Source organism: Leucobacter sp. GX0328 (assembly GCF_053567315.1).
Genome location: NZ_JBSGPC010000001.1, coordinates 1,257,631 through 1,273,112 on the forward strand (window position 1 = coordinate 1,257,631; position 15,482 = coordinate 1,273,112).

Annotated in this window: 14 protein-coding genes; 6 read left to right on the forward strand and 8 right to left on the reverse strand. The window is 69.5% G+C overall.

Annotated elements, in window-relative coordinates:
• Window positions 1-24: 24 nt before the first annotated feature.
• The 7 genes from ACUYTF_RS05795 to ACUYTF_RS05825 form a co-directional block, all read right to left on the reverse strand.
• The gene (locus tag ACUYTF_RS05795; protein ID WP_449279466.1) at window positions 25-954 is read right to left on the reverse strand and encodes an SDR family NAD(P)-dependent oxidoreductase; all 930 of its coding nucleotides are present in this window, start codon (window positions 952-954) and stop codon (window positions 25-27) included.
• 201 nt (window positions 955-1,155) lie between these two features.
• Complete coding sequence (locus ACUYTF_RS05800) at window positions 1,156-1,983, reverse strand: ABC transporter ATP-binding protein (RefSeq protein WP_449279467.1); 828 nt, start codon at window positions 1,981-1,983, stop codon at window positions 1,156-1,158.
• A 3-nt stretch (window positions 1,984-1,986) separates the two neighbouring features.
• Window positions 1,987-2,838 carry an ABC transporter permease subunit gene (locus tag ACUYTF_RS05805; protein ID WP_434142061.1) on the reverse strand — a complete coding sequence of 284 codons (852 nt, stop codon included), beginning with the start codon at window positions 2,836-2,838 and terminating at the stop codon, window positions 1,987-1,989.
• Window positions 2,835-3,638 (reverse strand): ABC transporter permease subunit, encoded by an 804-nt coding sequence (locus ACUYTF_RS05810; protein WP_434142059.1) that lies wholly within the window; start codon window positions 3,636-3,638, stop codon window positions 2,835-2,837. Before ACUYTF_RS05810 ends, ACUYTF_RS05805 begins: the two co-directional genes overlap by 4 nt.
• Before the next feature lie 7 nt (window positions 3,639-3,645).
• Window positions 3,646-4,620: an ABC transporter substrate-binding protein gene (locus tag ACUYTF_RS05815; RefSeq protein WP_449279468.1), complete on the reverse strand. Its 975-nt coding sequence runs from the start codon at window positions 4,618-4,620 to the stop codon at window positions 3,646-3,648.
• Between the two features lie 259 nt (window positions 4,621-4,879).
• Complete coding sequence (locus tag ACUYTF_RS05820; RefSeq protein ID WP_449279469.1) at window positions 4,880-6,133, reverse strand: MFS transporter; 1,254 nt, start codon at window positions 6,131-6,133, stop codon at window positions 4,880-4,882.
• Between the two features lie 11 nt (window positions 6,134-6,144).
• A complete protein-coding gene (locus ACUYTF_RS05825) occupies window positions 6,145-7,047 on the reverse strand; it encodes a LysR family transcriptional regulator (protein ID WP_434142053.1) in 903 nt (300 codons plus the stop codon).
• A gap of 232 nt (window positions 7,048-7,279) precedes the next feature.
• Here ACUYTF_RS05825 and mdlC point away from each other — a divergent pair, with 232 nt between their 5' ends.
• The 6 genes from mdlC to ACUYTF_RS05855 all read left to right on the forward strand — a co-directional run bounded on the left by mdlC (window position 7,280) and on the right by ACUYTF_RS05855 (window position 14,655).
• A complete protein-coding gene (mdlC, locus tag ACUYTF_RS05830; RefSeq protein WP_434142051.1) occupies window positions 7,280-8,881 on the forward strand; it encodes a benzoylformate decarboxylase in 1,602 nt (533 codons plus the stop codon).
• 98 nt (window positions 8,882-8,979) lie between these two features.
• Window positions 8,980-10,080 carry a TRAP transporter substrate-binding protein DctP gene (gene dctP, locus ACUYTF_RS05835; RefSeq protein ID WP_449279470.1) on the forward strand — a complete coding sequence of 367 codons (1,101 nt, stop codon included), beginning with the start codon at window positions 8,980-8,982 and terminating at the stop codon, window positions 10,078-10,080.
• A 25-nt stretch (window positions 10,081-10,105) separates the two neighbouring features.
• On the forward strand, window positions 10,106-10,759 hold the full coding sequence (locus ACUYTF_RS05840) for a TRAP transporter small permease (RefSeq protein ID WP_449279471.1): 654 nt from the start codon (window positions 10,106-10,108) through the stop codon (window positions 10,757-10,759).
• A complete protein-coding gene (locus tag ACUYTF_RS05845) occupies window positions 10,756-12,159 on the forward strand; it encodes a TRAP transporter large permease (RefSeq protein WP_449279472.1) in 1,404 nt (467 codons plus the stop codon). The genes ACUYTF_RS05840 and ACUYTF_RS05845 overlap by 4 nt, the downstream gene beginning before the upstream one ends.
• A gap of 64 nt (window positions 12,160-12,223) precedes the next feature.
• Window positions 12,224-13,711 (forward strand): benzaldehyde dehydrogenase, encoded by a 1,488-nt coding sequence (locus ACUYTF_RS05850; protein ID WP_449279473.1) that lies wholly within the window; start codon window positions 12,224-12,226, stop codon window positions 13,709-13,711.
• Window positions 13,712-13,725: 14 nt separating this feature from the next.
• Window positions 13,726-14,655, forward strand: coding sequence for a 2-dehydropantoate 2-reductase (locus ACUYTF_RS05855; protein ID WP_434142041.1), 930 nt, complete (start codon window positions 13,726-13,728; stop codon window positions 14,653-14,655).
• A gap of 1 nt (window position 14,656) precedes the next feature.
• On the opposite strand, the gene ACUYTF_RS05860 is transcribed toward ACUYTF_RS05855, so the two are convergent.
• Complete coding sequence (locus ACUYTF_RS05860) at window positions 14,657-15,454, reverse strand: IclR family transcriptional regulator domain-containing protein (RefSeq protein WP_434142038.1); 798 nt, start codon at window positions 15,452-15,454, stop codon at window positions 14,657-14,659.
• Window positions 15,455-15,482: the final 28 nt, after the last annotated feature.

A 15,482-nucleotide genomic window follows, 5' to 3' on the forward strand; every position in this document is an offset into this window, starting at 1 on the left:
TTGCGCGAGTGCCGGGCTTCGAGCCTACGCCCGGGCCGGGGGCTGCAGCTCGTCGGGCAGAGCCGGGAACTTCTCGCCGACGGACTGCACGTTCTCGCCGATCAGCGCGCCGCCCCCGCCGGCGTACGCCTCGGCGTCCCACCCGCCCTCGTGGTATGCGGTCGCGACGGGCTCGGGATGGCCCCAGACCTGCAGGCGGTCACCGCCCACGCCGATGGCCTGGCCGGTGACGCCCGTGGCGTCGTCGGATGCGAGGTAGGCGATGAGCGGTGCGACATCGCCCGCGTCGCCGAAGCCGAGATCGTGGCGGAAGAACGCGGGCATGACCTCGCCCTGCGCCTCGGCCTCGACTGCTGCGTGGAAGTACGGGACGGTGGCGGTCATCGCGGTCGCGGCGACGGGGATGACGGCGTTGGCGGTGATCCCGGCCCTCTTGAGCTCGAGCGCCCACGTGCGCACCATACCGACGATGCCCGCCTTCGCGGCGGCGTAGTTGGTCTGGCCGAAGTTGCCGCGCTGGCCGGTAGGGGAGCCGATCGCGATGATACGGCCGCCCTCGCCCTGCTCGCGCATGTAGGCGGCGGCCTCGCGCACGCAGGTGAAGGTGCCGCGCAGGTGCACGTCGATGACGAGGTCGAAGTCTTCGTCGCTCATCTTCCAGAGCACGGTATCGCGCAGCACGCCGGCATTGGTGACGAGGATGTCGAGACGACCGAAGGTCTCGACCGCGGCGGCGACGAGCTGCTGCGCGGTCTCGGTCGGGCCGACGGGGGCGACGACCGCGGTGGCCTTGCCGCCGACGGTCTCGATGGAGGCGACGGCCTCCGCAGCGGTGGCGGCGTCGACGTCGTTGATGACGACGGACGCGCCCTGCCGGGCGAGCTCCTGCGCGTAGGCGAGACCCAGGCCGCGGCCCGATCCGGTGACGATGGCGACCTTGCCGGCGAGTGTCATGAAAACTCCTTCGTTTGCGGTAGTTCTATCAGATCGTATTCCATTGAAAAAGTCAATCATTGCAGAAGTCACGCGAGAGCGGAGCGATCCCTGACGCCAATAGATATGGGATCCGCCGAAGATCGGGCCGTTCCGCGGGAGGAACGACAGATCTGCGGCAGATCCCATATGGACCGGCGGCTTCCGGAGAAGCGTTCCGGGTCAGTGCGAGAGGCCGGCCTCCGCCACCGAGCGGGCGCCCTTCTTCGCGGCCTGCACGAGCTCGTACACGTGCGTGCGCAGGCGCGAGAACTCGGGGTGGCTGCGGGTCTCGAGCTGACTGCGATGATCACCGAGATCGACCTTCACGTCCTCGAGGATGATCGTCGGGCGGCCCGAGAGCACGAGCACGCGCTCGCCGAGGTAGATCGCCTCGTCGATATCGTGCGTGACGAATACCACGGTGACCTTCAGCCGCTCCCAGAGCGAACGCACCAGATCTTCGAGCTCGAAGCGGGTCTGCGCATCGACGGCAGCGAACGGCTCGTCCATGAGCAGCACCGCCGGCTCGTACGCGACCGCGCGGGCGATCGCGACGCGCTGCTGCATGCCGCCCGAGAGCTGCCAGGGGTACTTGTCGCCGTCGTCGGGCAGGCTCACGGCCTCGAGCGCTTCGCGTACGAGCTCCTTGCGCCTCGCCGCGGGCACTTTCTTCTCCTTGAGCGGCAGCTCGACGTTCTGCGCGACGGTGAGCCACGGGAACAGCGAACGGCCGTACTCCTGCAGTACGACGGCCAGACCGGGCGGCGGGCCCGAGATGACCTTATCGGCGAGCACGACCTCGCCGCGGCTCGGGGCGAGGAGGCCCGCGAGGCAGCGCAGCAGCGTCGTCTTGCCGGCGCCCGAGGGGCCGACGATGCAGACGAGCTCGCCGGCGGCGATCGTGAAGTCGAGGCGCTGGATGGCCTCGACCGGTTCGCCGCGACCCGTGTAGGTCTTGCCCAGATCGCGGACCTCGAGAGTCGCGGATGTAAGAGTGGAGTCGGTCATGGTTTACGCACCTCCGCGTTGCGTATTGAGGTACCCGTAGTACCACTTGAGGATGGCGCCGGTGACGACGCGGAAGACGAGAGCGAAGAACAGGCCGAGCAGGCCGAGTAGGATCACGCCGCCCCACATCTCGGGGATGGCGAAGCTGCGCTGGAACTGCACGATGGAGAAACCGAGGCCGTCCTTCGCAGCGAACATCTCGCTGATCACCATCAGGATGATGCCGATCGAGAGCGCCTGGCGGGCGCCCGTCACGGCCTGCGGGCTCGAACCCGGCAGGATCAGCTTGAAGAGGCGCCCGTGCCAGGTGAAGCGGTAGCTCATCGAGATGTCCTTCAGCACCGGATCGAGCGCGCGCACGCCCTCGACGGTGTTCAGCAGGATCGGCCACACGCAGCCGATCGCGATGACCGCGATCTTCATGCTGTCGCCGATGCCCATGAAGAGCATGAAGATCGGCACGAGCACGGGCGGCGGGATCGCGCGGAAGAACTCGAGCACCGGCTCGACGGTCGCGCGGAGCTTGCGCGACGATCCGATCGCGATGCCGAGCACGATGCCGATGACGAGCGCGATGCCGAAGCCGGCGATGATGCGCCAGAAGCTCGGGATCACGTCTTTCATGAAGCGGGTCTCGCCGAACGAGTCGCCGCCGAACCAGGTCGGCCCGAACTCGGCGAAGGTGGTCTGCAGCGGCGGGTTCAGGTAGTTGGTGCTGTTCGCCGAGGCGAACCACCAGATCGCGAGCAGGATCACCGGTAGCGCGATCATCATCAGGATGCGTCGAATCGCGCCGGCTGCGCGATTCGGCTTCTTGCCGCGCTTCGCGATGGTCTTGAGAACGGTCGTGGTCACGAGTTCACCTCCATGCGGATCGAGGGGTGCCACGACAGTGTGCGGCGCTCGATGACGCGCGCGAGCAGGTTGACGAGCACGCCGAGCACGCCGGCGACGATGACGTAGGCGTACATGGGGGCGACCTGACCCGATTCGCGCGAGAGCGCGAGGGCGCCGCCGATGCCGGTGCCGCTGATGAGCAGCTCGCCGGTGACGGTGAGGATCAGGGCAACGGAGGCGGCGAGGCGCAGACCGGTCATCGCGAACGGCAGCGTCGTGGGCCAGATCACCGTGCGGATGCGGGTGAGGGGGCGGAAGCGGTAGGAGCGCGCCGTGTCGGATGCGACCGGGTCGACATCCTGCACACCGGCCATGACCTGCATGAGTACCTGCCAGAAGCTCGCGTAGATGACGAGCAGCAGCGTCGACTGGATGCCGGTGCCGAGCGTGAGCACGGCGACGGGGATCAGCGCGACCGAGGGCACGGGGCGCAGGAACTCGACCGTCGAAGCGGTGAACTCGCGCAGGAAACCGACGGTGCCGAGGAGTACGCCGATGACGACGCCCGCGACGAGCGAGATGGCGAGGCCGATGCCCCAGGTGAAGACGGTGCTGCCGAGCTGCTTCCAGAACTCCGCGGTCGACGCGGCCTGGCCGAGGGCCACGAGCATCTCGGAGACGGGTGGCAGGTAGCGGGCATCGATGATGCCGAGCCTCGGAATGAGCTCGAGCAGCACGAGCATGATGGCGACGCCCACCAGGCCGAGCCCCCAGTTGGGGAGGCCCGGCCTCGTGGCGCCTGACTTGGCTGTCGACATCGGAGGGTTACGGCAGCAGCTGCGTGATGTCGACGGCTTCGTCGACCATGCCGTACTTCAGGGCGAGATCGGCGAGCAGCTGCACGCTGTCGGTGTTGATCTCGGTGTCGAAGCGGGGCATCGTCATCGCGGCCTTGATGTCGTCGTCGATCTTCGTGTACTGATCGAGGATTGCCCGGGTCGCGTCGGGGTTCTCTTCTGCGAAGGCGAGCGACTTCTGCATCGCCTTCGTGAACGATGCGACGACCTCGGGGTTCTCAGCGGCGTAGGGCTTGCTGGTGAAGTACGCCGAGATCATGAGGTCGGGGTCGGTTTCCATGAAATTCCAGGAGACGACGCGGGCGCCGTCGTTGAGCGCGCGGGTGAGGTGCGGCTCGAGGATCCACGCGGCGTCGACCTGCTTGCTCGACACTGCGGCGGGCATGTCGGGGAAGCCCATCTCGACGAACTGCAGCGACTCGGGGTCGCCGCCGTCGTTCTCGACGACGTTGCGGATCGTCGAGTCGCCGATGTTGTTCAGAGTGTTGACCGCGACGGTGTGGCCGGCGAGGTCGGCGGTCGACTGGATGTCGGAGTCGCCCGGCACGACGACGGCGCCGATGTCGGGCTCGCTGCCGGTGCTGAAGTTCGCGGCGCTCACGGCCTGCAGCGGCACGCCGTTGGCGGTGCCGAGCAGCAGCGAGGTGACGTTGCTGAAGCCGAACTGGTAGTCGCCCGAGACGACGGCCGGCGTGATGGCGGCGCCGCCCTGCGCGAGCTCGAGCGTGACGTCGAGGCCCTCCTCCTCGAAGAAGCCCTCGTCGACGCCGACGTAGATCGCGGCGACATCGACGATCGGCATGACGCCGACGGTGATGGGGGTGAGCCCGCCCGACTCCCCCTCGCCGCCCGAGGCCGGGGCCTCGGAGCCGCCACCGCTGCACGCGGTGAGAGCGAGGGCGCCCGCTGCGGCGAGTGCGAGCAGCGTTGCAGATTTGCGCATGAGAGTTCTCCTTCGAACCGTTCGAGGCCTGAATGCCAGGTCGCTCACCGAAAGCTCGATCCGCCGACGCGACGAATCATAGGATTTTCCAACATTTGAAAAAACCTTCTATCCACGTTAGACCGCGATCTCCGCTACGTCAAAACCCTCTCGCAGAAGAGACCGTTTCGTAATGAAGTCTCGCATGCGGCCCGCGCCGGCGACAGGTCCTCGCGGCAGTGGCGGCGGCGATCCCTGGAGAATCGGCCTTCGTCGCGGCTCAACGGTCGAGCACGAAGCGACGGCGCCCGACCGCGACCCCGACCGCGAACTGCACCGCCGCAGCCGCCCACAGCACCGTGAACGCGAGCGCCCAATCGCCCTGCGTGCCGAGCAGCCAGCCGAAGACGGCGGGCCCGACCCCCGCGATCAGGTACCCCACCGACTGCGCCATGCCCGAGAGGGCAGTCGAGTGCGAACTCGTGCGGGCGCGGGTCGCCATGAGCGTGAGCGACATCGTGAGCTGCGCGCCGCAGGTGAGCCCGCCGATCACGATCCATGCCGGGAGCGCGGCCGGTGCGACGATGAGCCCCGCCCAGGCGATCGTGCCGAATGCGGGCAGTAGTGCGGGCAGCCACCGGCGCAGCCCGCCGCGGGCGAGGGCGGGCATGAGCAGCGACCCCGCGATACCGAGGAACTGGAAGATCATGAGCCCGACGCCGGCCGCGACCGCCGACACCCCGAGCGAGACCTGGTAGAGCGGGAACCAAGCGGCCAGCACGTAGAAGATGGTCGACTGCGTGCCCATGTACAGCGACACGAGCCAGGCCACCGGGTCGCCCCAGATGCGCCGCCCCGCTTGATCGCCGCCCGGGCCCTGCGGCTCGCCGGCCTCCGTGCTCGCCACAGCCCGGCGCGGCGCGTTCGACCGGGTGGCCCGCATCCAGACGACGAGCGCGACAGGGATCAGCGCGCCGGTCGCCAGGAGCGCTGCCCGCCATCCGATCGGCGCGCCGCCGCTCTCGAATTCGGAGATCGGCACCACGATGCCCGCGCCCACCGCGCCGAGCCCGCCGAGCAGCGCCGAGTAGACGCCCATCACGAGGGGGATGCGGTTCGGGAAATCGCGCTTGATCACCGCGGGCAGCAGCACGTTGCTGATCGCGAGCCCGAGGCCGGTGATCGCGGTGCCCACCCAGAGGTTCGCGGGGGAGCCGGGGAGCGACCGCAAGACCGTGCCGGCCGCGAGCACTGCGAGCGACCACGAGACCGCGTTCGTCATGCCGATGCGGGCCGCGACGCCGTGGGCGAGCGGCGAGAAGAGCCCCCAGGTGAGCAGCACGAGCGAACCGAGCAGGCCGAGTACCGCGGTGCTGATGCCCTGATCGGCGCCGATCTGATCGAGCAGCGGGCCGACGCCAGTGATCGTCATGCGCAGGTTGACTGCGACGAGGCATACCGCCACGAAGAGCAGCAGCCAGGGGCGGCGCTCGTCGGCCGCGGAGCCCGGGGCGTTCGGGGAAGACGGGGGCACGGAACCGCACTCTATCCCATGACGGCGGGGTGCGCGTCGCTGCCCGAAGGGATCGCGCGGATGGTCTCGATCGCGAACTGCGCGAACCACGCGCTCGCGTTCGACATGGCCTGCCGTGCCGTGTGCCCGCGCACGGTGCTCGTGAAATGCTCGGCCGGCAGCGGCCACTCCTCGAGCGGCCAGGCCGGCGTCCAGACCTGTGCGATGCTGCGCGGTACGAAGGCCACGAGGTCGGAGTGCGCCACGATGGCGGGCACGGCCGCGAAGGCGGGCAGGTGCAGCGACCCCGGCGGCGGCGCGGCCATGTGCGATTCGAGCAGCTGGTGCCCGAGCGCATTGGGGGTGACGATGCGCGGCAGGGCCGAGAGTTCGTCGAAGCCCGGCTCGCCCGTGAAGCGACCGGCGCGCGCGACGCAGCAGTAGACGTCGTGCCGCAGCACCGAGGTGCGCACGTCGCCCGTGAGCAGAGTCGATGCGACGGCGAGGTCGAGCCGCCCGGCGAGCAGCTCCTCGGGGGCAGTGTCGATGTCGAGGTTCACCGCCACGAGGCTGCTGTGCGGCGCGACGCGGGCGAGCGCCGGAGCGAGTGCGGGGAGGAAGAGCGTCTGGCCGAGGTCGGTGAGCGCGACGCTGAAGGTCTCGGCTGTCGTCGTCGGGTCGAAGAGCGTCAGCTTGCGCACTGCCGCTTCGGCCGCGCCGGGCAGGTGGCCGATCTCGAGGTAGAGCTGGGTGGCCGAACGCGTCGGGGCGATGCCGCGGCCGATGCGAGTGAAGAGCGCGTCGCCCGCCTCGCTCCGGAGGCGGTTGATGGCCTGGGTGACCGAGGGCTGCGACATGTGCAGCCGCTTCGCCGCGGCCGTGACCGTGCCCTCCTCGTAGACCGCGGTGAATATGCGGATGAGGTTGAGATCCATGTCGCTCCTCGTTCGCCCTCGAACGTGCTCCGGTGTTGGGGACGCCGGTGTGAGCGGCGGTACATCTGCCCATTCTATAGGCTGGGTCTATAGATATTGACGCAACATCTATTAGAAACTTGGCATATTCCTCGATAGCGTCGAATCCAGCGCCACCCCGCACGGGGTGAGCCGGCAGCGGAGCCGAATCGGGCTCCGCGAGTGCCGCCGCAGCAACCGCAGGAGTGGAACGATGACGTCAGTGCTCGAGTCGACCTTCAACGTGTTCCGTGCGCACGGGATCACGAAGATCTTCGGCAACCCGGGCTCGAACGAGATCCCCTTCCTCGCCGACCTCCCGGCCGACTTCGACTTCGTGCTCGGGCTCCACGAGCAGGTCGTGATGGGCCTCGCCGAGGGCTACTCGCGTGCGACTGGCGCAGCGGCGCTCGTGAACCTGCACGCCGCATCGGGCACGGGCAACGCCATGGGCGCCCTCACGAACGCGCAGAACGGCCATACCCCGCTCGTCATGCTCGCGGGGCAGCAGGTGCGCCGTACGGTAGGGCAGCGGGTCATGCTCGGCAACGCCGAAGCCGCGACCCTGCCGTCGCCGCTCGTGAAGTACTCGCACGAACCGCTCTCGCCCCAGGACGTGCCGCGGTCGCTCTCGCAGGCGCTGCTCGAGGCGACGACCGCGCCGACCGGCCCCGTCTACGTCTCGGTGCCGCTCGACGACTGGCAGGCCGAAGCGCTCGACAGCGACGCGCTGCTGACCCAGCGGAGCGTGGTCGTCGACACCAGCGAGCGCGGCCGTGCCGTCGCCGAGGTCGCCGCGGCAATCGCTGCGGCCGAGCGGGTCGCCATCGTCTTCGGTCCGCAGGTCGACGCCGCCGCGGTCCAGGATGCCGCCGTCTACACGGCGGCCATGGAGCTCGCCGAACGCGCCGACGCCTCCGTGTTCTCGGCACCGTCGCCCGATCGCTGCGCTTTCCCGACCACGCACCCGAACTTCGCCGGCGCGCTCGTGCCGGGCATCAAATCGATCCGCGATGCGCTCGAGGGGTACGACCTCGTCGTGGTGATCGGCGCACCGGTCTTCCGCTACCATCGCTGGGAGCCGAGCGAGTACCTCGGAGCCGGCGTCGCGCTGATGCAGGTGACCGAGGACGCCGGCGAGGCGACCCGCGCCCCGTTCGGGCGCTCGTTCGTCGCCGACGTCGCATCGACGGTGCGCGGGCTCGCGCGCGAGGTGCCGGATCGCGGGTCGCGGCGCGGCGAGCGCGGCAGCCGGGCGATGACCCCGCCGACGCTCTCGGACGCCGGCATGACCGGAACCCAGGTGCTCGACGCGCTCAACGAGCTCGTGCGCGATGACGTGGTCTACGTGAACGAGACGACGAGCCTCGATGTCGACTACTTCGAGCGCGTCGCGATCGATCGGCCCGGCATGTACCATTTCCCGGCCTCGGGCGGCCTCGGCTTCGGCCTGCCCGTCGCCGTCGGCCATGCGATCGGCGACCCGGCGAAGCGGGTCGTCGCGACGGTCGGCGACGGCTCTGCGAACTTCGGCATCACAGCGCTCTATACGGCCGCGCGCAGGCGTGCCGGAGTGGTCTTCGTGATCATGAACAATGCCGGGTACGGCGCGCTGGCCGGATTCACGAAGCGCATGGGCGCCTCGTCGGTGCCGGGCCTCGAGCTCGGCGAGATCGACTTCGTCGCGATCGCCGAGGGATACGGCGTGCCCGCGAGCCGGGTCGCTACGGTCGACCAGTTCCGCCGTGCGTACGGCGCGGCCCTCGACGCCGAGGGGCCGGTACTGATCGACGTGCAGATCGTGCGCGAGAACTAGCCATGCCGGGCGGGCGGCGCCCTCCCGGACACGTCCAGACGAACCAGAGAAAGACCGAGAGCCCGAGGGGGCGGAGGAAAGGGAGAACGATGAAGAGGATGCAACGTCGAGCAGCGGCGCTCGTCGGAGGAACAGCGGCGGCTCTGCTCGCCCTCACCGGGTGCGGCGGTGGAGCGGGCGGCAGCGCAGAAGGGGAGACCATCACGCTGCACGTGGCCTCGTGGGCCAGCCCCAACAGCATCAGCGAGTACATGGCCGACTGGTGGTACGCCGAGATCGAGGATCGCACCGACGGTCGCGTGACCTTCGACGTCGCGGCGGGCGATACCCTCTGCAGCGCCTCCGAGATTCCCGAGTGCGTGCGCGACGGCCGCGCCGACGTCGGCCAGACGCTCACCGATTACTCATCGCAGCTCTTCCCGATGGCCTCGGTCGCGAGCATCCCGTTCCTGAGTCCCGGCAGCGAAGTCGTGGCGAACGCGATCTACGACCTCGGCACCGAGCACGAAGGCGCGGCCGCGCTCTGGGAACAGAACGGCCTGCAGCCCCTCGCGCACATTCCGCCCGGGCGACTGCTGCTCGGCGGCCATGAAGACCTGAACTCGGTCGAGTCGCTCGAGGGCCTGCGCCTGCGCATGGCCGGCCAGTACGCGCAGCAGGCGGTCGACGCCGCCGGCGCTTCGAGCGTCGCGCTCACCGCCCCCGAGACCTTCGAAGGTCTGCAGCGCGGCGTCGCCGACGCCGCCGGCTTCCCGCTCGACGGCACGATCGCATACCAGCTCAAGGACATCCTGCCCGAGTGGACCGACCCCGGCGTCGGCACCTACACCACCATCGGCATGTGGATGAACAAGGACGTCTACGACGGCCTGCCCGAAGACATCCGCCAGGTCGTCGACGAGGTGACCGAGGAGTTCGTGCGCGAGGCCGCGCCCCGCATCTACTCCGAGACCGGCGAAGGCCACTGCGACCAGCTGCTCGAGACCGTCGGCGACCTGAAGCAGTGGGACGACGCCGAGACCGAGAAGTGGAGGGCCGCGCTCGAGAGCGAGGACATCGAGGCCAAGTGGATCGCCGCGGCCGAGAAGGACGGCCTGCAGGACGCCGAGGGCTACCTCGCAGCGTACAAGGAGAAGCTCGCGGAGTACGAGGCGACCTCGACGCAGGTCGATCCCGCGATCGCCTGCGCGACCCGCTGACCCGAACGACCGGGAGCCGAAGCACATGGAAACTCAGCAGAGCGCGCCGCCCGACCGGGCCGAGCGAGTGCTGCGCAGCGCGGCCGGCGCCATCGCCGGCCCGCTGGGCGCCCTCGGGTCGATCTCGACCGTGGCGATGATGATCGGCATCACCGCCGACGTGATCTCGCGCAACTTCTTCGGGCAGTCGATCGCGGGCCTGCTCGAGTTCACGGAGACGCTGCTCGTCACGACGGTCTTCCTCGGGCTCGCCTATGCGGGCGCGACGAACGCGCACGTCTCGGTCGACCTGCTGTCGTCGAAGCTCCCGGCCGGCGTATCGCGCCGCATGGGCGGAGCGATGTGGCTGCTCGGCGCCGCGATGACCGTCTGGTTCATCGACGCGTGCTGGCAGCGCGCAGTGCAGAGCACTCAGCGCGGCGAGGTCACGCAGGGGCTCATGGAATGGCCGGTCTACCCGGCCCGGTGGATCATTGTGATCGGCCTCATCGCCTTCCTCGTCATCGCCCTGATCAACGCCTATCTCGGCCTGCGCGGCAGGCTGCTGCTCGGCGAGGACGAGTGGGACCCGACCACGGGCGACCCGCGGCCCGAGACCGCCGCCGTCCCGACCATCGAAGATGACGCCGCCGGCGTCGCCGCGGCCTCGGGCGCGGAACGAACGGAGAAGAACGCATGAGCGCCGCACTCGCCGTGCCCGTCGTCGTCGCGCTGCTGCTCGTGCTGCTGCTGCTGCGCCTGCCCGTGTGGCTGTCGCTCGCGGTCTCGGGAGCCGCCGGCCTGTTCCTGCTGCGGGGCGAATCGTTCGTCACCAACACGCTCGCGGCCGTCGCCTACGAGCAGACCTCCAGCTTCACACTGACCATCATCCCGATGTTCATCCTGCTCGGCGTCTTCGCGGTGAAGGCGAAGATCGCCGAACAGGTCTTCGCCATCGCCCGCCGCATCTTCCGGGAGACCCCGGGCGGCATCGGCATCGCGACCGTCGCCGCGTGCGCCGGGTTCGCGGCGGTGTCGGGCTCCACGATCGGCACGACCGCCACCATGGCGAAGCTGTCGGTCGAAGAGATGCGGCGCTCCGGCTACAGCCAGAGCCTCGCGGGCGCGCTCGTCGCCGTCGCCGGCACGATCGGCGCCATGATCCCGCCGAGCCTGTTCCTCGTGCTGTACGCGATCCTCACCATGGAGCCGATCGGCGAGATGCTCGTCGCCGGCATCATCCCCGGCGTGCTCAGCGCCGTCGCCTTCGCGGTCTACGTACTCATCCGCACCCGCAAGATGCCGGCACTGGCCGAGACCCTGGCGCGCCCCGGCGCGCTCGTCGGCGCGTCGGCCGGCAGCGGTGCGAGCGGTGCCGGCCTCGACGACGCCCTCGGCACCGCGATCGCCGACGCCCGCGAGGCCGGCGAACGCACGCGCCTGCCCTGGCGCGGCCTCGTGCGGCTCGTGATCATCTTCGCCATCATCATGGGCGGCATCTACCTCGGCTTCTTCACGCCCACCGAATCGGCCGCCATCGGCGCCCTCGCCGCGCTCATCATGCTCGTGCTCGAATTCCGTAGGCAGGGCATCCGCACCATCGTCGCGCAGTTCGTGGATGCGCTGAAGGAGACCGCGAAGACGACGAGCATGGTGTTCGCGATCGTCTTCTCGTCGGCGCTGCTCTCGCTGTTCTTTGTCGTCGCGCGCGTGCCGCAGTCGATCGGCGACTTCGTGGGCGGCCTCGACGTGCCGCCGTGGCTTGTGATCGCGATCCTGCTCGCCTTCCTGCTGCCGCTCGGCATGGCGCTCGAGTCGATCTCGATCCTCGTGATCACCGTGCCGCTCATCTACCCGGTCGCGACCGAGCTCGGCTTCGACGGCATCTGGCTCGGCGTCATGATCGTGAAGCTCATCGAGATCGGGATGGTGACGCCGCCGGTCGGCATCAACTGCTTCGTCGTCGCCGGCACGGCGCGCATCCCCACGGCCGAGGTGTTCAAGGGGGTCTGGCCCTTCGTCGTCGTCGAACTCGTCCTGCTCGCGATCCTGTTCGTGTTCCCGCAGCTCGCGACCTGGCTGCCGTCGTTCGTGCAGTAGGCCCCTTGTGAGCCGCACCCGGGTGCGGCTTGACTCGTAATCAGACCAGCAAGAAGGAGGAATCATGTCAGAGAATGCATCGGCAGAGCCCCGCGGAGACGCGATGGACGTCGAGCGGTGGCGCGGAAAGGTGTACACCGACGGGTGGACGGTCGCGGCCGGCGGCACCATCGATGTGATGGAGCCCGGCACGCTGCAGAAGCTCACCGAGGTCGGCCTCGCGAACGCCGATGACGTGTTCGCCGCGGCGACCCGTGCTGCCGAGGCGCAGCGGGAGTGGGCCGCGAAGAAGCCGGCCGAGCGCGCAGCGGTGCTGCGGGCCGCGGGCGACTTCTTCGTGCGCAACGCGGAGGAGCTCGGCGAGTGGGTGCAGCGCGAGACCGGTGCGATCGCCCCGAAGGCCGGGCTCGAGACCCTCGTCGCCTCGAACGAATGCTTCGACGGCGCGGCGCTGCCGCATCACCCCATGGGCGATGTGCTCACCTCCGATGAGGATCACTGGTCGTTCGCACGGCGCCTGCCTTCGGGCGTCGTCGGCGTCATCTCGCCGTTCAACTTCCCGCTGATCCTGTCGATCCGCTCGGTCGCCCCGGCGCTCGCCCTCGGCAACGCCGTGATCCTGAAGCCGGACCCCCGCACCCCTGTCGCGGGCGGCGTCACGATCATGCGGGCCTTCGAGGAGGCCGGTCTGCCGGCGGGCGTGCTGCAGCTGCTGCCCGGCGGCGCCGACGCGGGCGCCGCACTGACCGAGGCGCCCGAAGTGAACGTCGTCTCGTTCACCGGCTCGACCCCGGCGGGCCGCGCCGTCGGCGAGGCCTGCGGCCGCAACCTCAAGCGCGCCCACCTCGAGCTCGGCGGCAACAACGCGCTCGTCGTGCTGCCCGGCGCCGACATCGCCGCAGCTGCCTCGGCCGGCGCCTTCGGGTCGTTCCTGCACCAGGGCCAGGTCTGCATGACGACCGGGCGCCACATCGTGCACGAATCGGTGTACGACGAGTACGTCGCGGCGCTGCGCGAGAAGGCGGAGCATCTGCCCGTCGGCGACCCGTGGACCACGCTCTCGCCGATCGGCCCCATCATCGACGAGAAGCAGCGCGACCGCATCGACGGCATCGTGCAGGCCGCGAAGGCCGCGGGCGGCACCATCGAGGCCGGCGGCAGCTACGAGGATCTCTTCTACCGCCCGACCGTGGTGTCGGGCATCGACACGCAGAACCCCGCCTGGTCCGAGGAGATCTTCGGCCCCGTCGCGCCGGTGATCAAGTTCTCGACCCTCGACGAGGCCGTCGCGCTCGTGAACCAGAGCGCCTACGGTCTCTCGGTCGGCATCCTCGGCAACGTCGGGGAGGCGATGAAGGTCGCGGATCGCGTGCGCTCGGGCAAGGTGCACATCAACGAGCAGACCGTCAGCGACGAGTCGAACGCACCGTTCGGCGGCTTCGGCGACTCGGGCACCGGCTCGCGCTTCGGCGGCTACACCGCGAACATCGAGGCCTTCACCGAGGTGCAGTGGCTGACCGTGCGGTCGGACATCGCGCCGTACCCGTTCTGATCGGAGGACGCACCATGCGCATCGCGATCGTCGGCGCCGGAGCGATGGGGCAGCTCTTCGGGGCGCACCTGGGCGCGGCCGGCCATGACACCGTGCTGATCGACGTGTCGGCCGAGGCCGTCGCCGCCATCGACGCGCACGGTATCGCGGTGCGCACGGGCGACGGGGGCGGATTCCGCGCTCAGGTGCGGGCCGCCCTCGCCCCCGAGATCGCAGGGGCCGTCGAGCTCGTCATGGTCTTCACGAAGACGATGCACTCGGAGGCCGCCCTCGACTCGGTCGCGCACCTCATCGACGACGGCACGCTCGTGCTGAGCCTGCAGAACGGGCTCGGCAACGAGCGGCCGATCGTCGATCGGGTCGGGGCGGATCGGGCCTTCATCGGCACCACCGACTATCCGGCCGACCGCCAGCCCGAGGGCGGCATCGCGACCTCGGCCGAGGGGAAGATCGTCATCGGCGGCCTCGGTGCGGCAGGGTCCGACCGGGCGGCCGAGCTCGCCGAGGTCTTCGCGGCGGCGGGCATGCGCGCGCTGCACCACGAACGGGTGTACGAGGCGGTGTGGGAGAAGGCGATCTTCAATGCGGTACTGAACACGCTGACCGCGGCGACCGGGCTCACCGTCGGCGCAACGGGGCGCGAGCTGCCGGCGCTGCGCCTCGTCGACGACGTGCTCGCCGAGACGTTCGCCGTGGCCGCTGCGCGCGGCGTCGCGGTCGACGAGGCCCGTGTGCGCGCGGCGGTGCGGAATGCGCAGCAGTCGCACGGCGAGCACCGCACCTCGATGCTCGTCGACCTCGAGGCCGGTCGCGCGACCGAGATCGAGGCGATCGGCGGCGCGATCAGCCGCATCGGGGTGGAGGTCGGCGTGCCGACGCCCGTGCTCTCGACGCTCTGCGACATCGTGCGCCTGCGCGAGGCCGCGCTGCAGCGGACCGCATGATTCAAGCAGCTTCGGGCTGCAGCGAGGCAACGATCTCGGCGATCTCATCACGGCATTGGAACAGCAGTGCGAGCCGGTCGCGCCGCAGCATCGAATCGAGTCGCACGATCGGCGTCGCGATCGAGATGCCCACTGCGGGTCGTCCTTGCGGGCCGAGCACGGCCGTGCCGACTGCGCCGACCCCCATCTCGGTTTCGCCCCGGCTGAGCGCATACCCCCAGGCGCGCGCCTGGTCGAGCTCCTGCGTGAACCGTTCGAACTCCGCTTCGTCGAGGGCGGTACCCGCGATCTGCGCGGCGCGACCGCGGTAGAGATTCTCCAGTTTCTCTCGAGGTTCGTAAGCGAGAAGCGCTTTGCCGCTCGATGCGCCGATCGCCGGCATCACCGTGCCGCTCCGGTCGCCGATGCGCAGCATCTGGCTCGCTTCGACGGTGTGCAGGAATCTGATGCTCACGCCGACGCGCACTACGAGGTTCACGGTCTCGTCGAGCTGCGATGACAGGATCTCCATGGGCTCCTGAGCCTCGCGGCGCAGTTCGTGCAGCCATGGGGCGCCCACCGCCCGTACGCCCAGTGCCGGGCCCGCGACATACCGGCGCCTGTCGTTCTGCATCGCGAAGCCCCGGTAGATGAGCATCGCCATCAGCCGGTGCGCTGTCGACTGAGCGATCTGCAGCTCCTCCGCCGCATCGGTCAGGCGGATATCGCCGCCGTCGCGCAGCATCTGCAGGAGGCGCAGAGCGTTGTCGACGGACTCGATCGGGTAGGGGGGCTTCTGCTGGAGCAGTTTCTTCTTCACACCAGAAGATCATTGTCTATTTTCTTCT

What these genes read in the sequence shown, in the direction of transcription:
- ACUYTF_RS05795 (WP_449279466.1), bottom strand. Translation starts at nt 954, where the DNA reads ATGACACTCGCCGGCAAGGTCGCCATCGTCACCGGATCGGGCCGCGGC.
- ACUYTF_RS05800 (WP_449279467.1), bottom strand. Translation starts at nt 1,983, where the DNA reads ATGACCGACTCCACTCTTACATCCGCGACTCTCGAGGTCCGCGATCTG.
- ACUYTF_RS05810 (WP_434142059.1), bottom strand. Translation starts at nt 3,638, where the DNA reads ATGTCGACAGCCAAGTCAGGCGCCACGAGGCCGGGCCTCCCCAACTGG.
- ACUYTF_RS05815 (WP_449279468.1), bottom strand. Translation starts at nt 4,620, where the DNA reads ATGCGCAAATCTGCAACGCTGCTCGCACTCGCCGCAGCGGGCGCCCTC.
- ACUYTF_RS05825 (WP_434142053.1), bottom strand. Translation starts at nt 7,047, where the DNA reads ATGGATCTCAACCTCATCCGCATATTCACCGCGGTCTACGAGGAGGGC.
- mdlC (WP_434142051.1), top strand. Translation starts at nt 7,280, where the DNA reads ATGACGTCAGTGCTCGAGTCGACCTTCAACGTGTTCCGTGCGCACGGG.
- dctP (WP_449279470.1), top strand. Translation starts at nt 8,980, where the DNA reads ATGCAACGTCGAGCAGCGGCGCTCGTCGGAGGAACAGCGGCGGCTCTG.
- ACUYTF_RS05840 (WP_449279471.1), top strand. Translation starts at nt 10,106, where the DNA reads ATGGAAACTCAGCAGAGCGCGCCGCCCGACCGGGCCGAGCGAGTGCTG.
- ACUYTF_RS05845 (WP_449279472.1), top strand. Translation starts at nt 10,756, where the DNA reads ATGAGCGCCGCACTCGCCGTGCCCGTCGTCGTCGCGCTGCTGCTCGTG.
- ACUYTF_RS05850 (WP_449279473.1), top strand. Translation starts at nt 12,224, where the DNA reads ATGTCAGAGAATGCATCGGCAGAGCCCCGCGGAGACGCGATGGACGTC.
- ACUYTF_RS05855 (WP_434142041.1), top strand. Translation starts at nt 13,726, where the DNA reads ATGCGCATCGCGATCGTCGGCGCCGGAGCGATGGGGCAGCTCTTCGGG.